The sequence below is a fragment of the Mesorhizobium sp. M1423 genome, assembly GCF_040317575.1.
In the GTDB taxonomy this organism is placed as follows: domain Bacteria; phylum Pseudomonadota; class Alphaproteobacteria; order Rhizobiales; family Rhizobiaceae; genus Mesorhizobium.
Map to the genome: position 1 here is coordinate 1 of NZ_JAMYKU010000072.1, position 3,406 is coordinate 3,406.

Sequence of the window (3,406 nt, forward strand, 5' to 3'; positions counted from 1 at the left end):
TGCGCGCCGCCGGATCGTATTTGCCGCCGGCATAGCTGTAGGTGCTCACCGCCGTCTGGCCGCGGCCGTCGCCGACCGAAAGCTTCGTCACCGCATGCACCACCTGCGGCAGATACGTGTTCGCCCAGGTCGACGACGGCGCATACTCCACCGCAACCGTCCCGCCCAACTCCGTCACCACCGACCGCAAAAGGTTCGGATTGCCGGCGCCGGGGGCAGAGATGAACATGTGGTCTTTGTAGTCAGTAAAGTCCGGCAGGCCGTCGCCGTTGAAGTCGCCGATAACAGTGCCGGCGGTCATCGCGACAGGAAGATAAAACCGGACTGGCGTGAAATCCGTCGAGGACGGCTGCAGGAAGTAAATCTTAACTGCGCCGGTGGTGTAGGGCTGGGTCTCGAGATTGCTGTTGCTCAGCGTGATGAGGTCCACGCGACCGTCATTATCAAAGTCGCGCAGGATCCCGATGTCTCCGTCCGCGTCGTGCTTGGCATAGCTCTTGAAGCCGATCCCGGTCGACAGGAACACTCGGGTGCTGCCGCCCTGGTTGTAATGGAAAATGTCTGTCGCCCCATCGCCATTGACATCGGCCAGAACGCAAGTGCCGGTGCCGGAAAATTGCAGCGTTGGACAGGTAATGTCGAATGACGTCCCGCTCGGCTGCCATTTGTCGCCTGAAAATACTCCCTTTTTCAAATTGTCGCCTGATATGAAGATCGGCTGCTGACGACCATTGCCAAGGAAGTCGCCCACCCCCATGCCACCGCCTTTGTTGGCTACATCGATGCCGTCGCCATTCGCGTCGGTCACGGCGTTCGGCGTACCGGGGGCCGTCGTCAACTGGCCGTAGGGCAAGGCATCGCAGGCGGACTGGTATCCAATTGGCGCCGTCGGATGGCAGTCCGATTTGGTCATTGCCAGTTGCGTATCCGTTAGGAGAAACGAACCCGAGGGAGAATACCACACTGTGGTATACCCATTCTGATTGGTGGTGGATGACGCGCCGTCGGTGTAATATAAAAAGTCCATCGTGTTCTTGCCAGGAAGAAAGCGTCCTGGCGCTGAGAAATAGATGGGCTTCTTGGTCGGGTTCTCCGTGAATGATGTTGTGGTGTTTGACCGGAGATAGACGAATTTGTTATCGATTGGAGCCCCATCAGTGCCAAACTTTATTATTCGCTTGTATATTTTGGTCGTCGTTCTTGTTTCTTGGCCTCCCATGTTTTGCGACATCTCTTCGGTATAGTCACCGAAGACCTCGTCCCGGCCATCAAAATTAAGGTCGCCGACCTCTCTCGGCTTTTCTGCTGGTGTTCCCCAGATGGGCGACATTTGGTAGATTTGGGAAGTCAGCGGCGCATAAACCCCATCAGTATTCTGATAGGTCATCTGGCCGAGCGGCTTTGCGGTGCCGCCGGTGATGGTGCCGTCGGCGGCGATGGTGGCATCGGTGCCGTAGCGGGTGACGGCGGTGAGACGCGAGGTACTGGAGAACGGCGCCTGGTCGTAGGTCAGCTTGTAGGCGCTGCGCAGCGTGCTGGAGACCGTGACGCCGATCGCCTTGATGCGCTGGCTGGTCTCCGAGATATCACGGCCATTGCCCATCAGGATCAGGTCGGGCCGCGTCTCAAGGTAGAATTTTACGACCGTACCGTTGTAGCTGATCGTGTCGGGATAGCAGACCGGGCTCGCCGGACAGGTGTAGCTGTAGGCGACGCTGTTGCCGTTGGTGTCGGTGACCGAGGTCAGCAGCCAGCGATAATTGTAGGCCAGATCATAGGCTGGGTTGGCAACTGTAGCCCCATCCTTGCCTGGGATGGTCAGGGGAGGGCTGAGATTCGCCACCGCAGCGACCGAGCGGAAGGTTGAGACGGTGCCGTCGCGATCCGTCACCTTCCATTCGTTGGTGGTGCCGTTGAGCGCAATGCGGCGATAGGATTCATTCTCCGTCGCATGCGTGCCGCCGGTCGAACACGACGGCGACACCATGCCCGCGACGCAGGCGACCATCGCCTGGCCATCGAGCAGATAAATGTCGGTCGCATCGAAGGCCGGCATGCCATAGCCTGGGCTTGCCCGCTCGATGACATCAAAACCATCCAGGCCCCAGGCATATCCCAGCCAACCCTGGTAGAGGCCGCCGGTCTTGGTCTTGCGCGAAGAATTGTAATTGAGGGCGATCGACGGTTCGATGCCGTGGAAATCCGGGACATCGATGCCGATGGCGTAGCCCAGATTGCCGTTGCCTGAACTCTTCGGCAGATCCACCTTCGGCGTGCCGATCGCCTCGGGATCGCCGCTCCCGGTAGTCGTGGTCGTTGCCAGCGTCGTTGCGGCAGGCTCCTCTGGCGCGGTTTCGCTGTCGGTGGTCTTCGCTGCGGTGCCGGTCTTGGCATCGGCAGCCTCGCTGTCAGCCGGATTGCCGTCGACCTTGGCGGCCGCATCCGGACCATCGCCCGCCGGCGTAGCATCTCCCGTCGTTCCTGCTGCGGTCGCTCCGCCCGCATCATCCGTGCCGGAGCCTGTTCCCGAGCCAAGTGCTGCCCCGCTATTGCCGAAGCCGCCACTCGCGCCAGGGTCAGGCGAAGTCCCTTGCGCCTCCTGTGCAAAAGCAGCGATCCCTGCGGAGCTACTAATATAAGAAACGAAAGATGTATCTGCGCCGAAGACGCCGGCGGCAAGCAATGCCGCGCCAACAAGCAACTTGTTCATGATTCCCCCGAGCCCAAGTTGCTTACAATTACCGCCTCCCCGCCAAACGAATACGACACCGCATCGTCATAGTGGGAATATCCACAGGGAAATTTGAAACAGCGAGCGGCGGACTGCCGCCTTACTTCCGGAAGCCGGAGTCGTGTGCGTCAAGTTCTGCAAAACGCCGTGGCATCGCGCACGCTGGTCGTGGTGTCGGTCAGCATGCCAATGGTGACGTCCTGGCGGTCGACTTTGCCAAAGCCGTCATACTTGGCGACTTGCGTGACGGTAGGGTTGGTGGAGTTCATGAGGCGGCCGACGTTGTAAATGGCAGGCGGCCTATTGAGCGCGATCACACCAGCGTCTTGAGCCGGCTCCCGCTTGCCGTGGCCGATGCTTCGCCGCAGGCTTCGGAGGCGCTGCCGTCACCACCGCCGGCTTCTCCTCTGGCGGCCACTCACGCCGCCGACCCGAACCAGTGAAGATCTCCAGCCGATGGACCGGCTTTCCGTCCCTGGACTTAAGCGTAAACTCTGAAACTGTCATGTGTCGAAGCCCTCAAGGGCGTCGAACATCGTCATCCGCGCGAAGGTGCCGCCGGAACAGCGCTTACGATGGTTCGATGGTTTGGGATTCCGTAGGGGATTCTCGTCTTCGTAAATCCCCGAAGCGGCCGTCAGGAGCATATGAACGTGGTTCGGCATCTGGCATCAC

2 protein-coding genes are annotated in these 3,406 nt (G+C 60.0%); both read right to left on the reverse strand.

The window, feature by feature from the left end; genetic code table 11:
- Window positions 1–2,701 (reverse strand): toxin TcdB middle/N-terminal domain-containing protein (locus NKG95_RS34090; protein ID WP_353043864.1); only part of this gene is annotated, 2,701 nt, incomplete at its 3' end.
- A gap of 158 nt (window positions 2,702–2,859) precedes the next feature.
- On the reverse strand, window positions 2,860–3,048 hold the full coding sequence (locus NKG95_RS34095) for a hypothetical protein (protein ID WP_353043865.1): 189 nt from the start codon (window positions 3,046–3,048) through the stop codon (window positions 2,860–2,862).
- Between the last annotated feature and the right edge of the window lie 358 nt (window positions 3,049–3,406).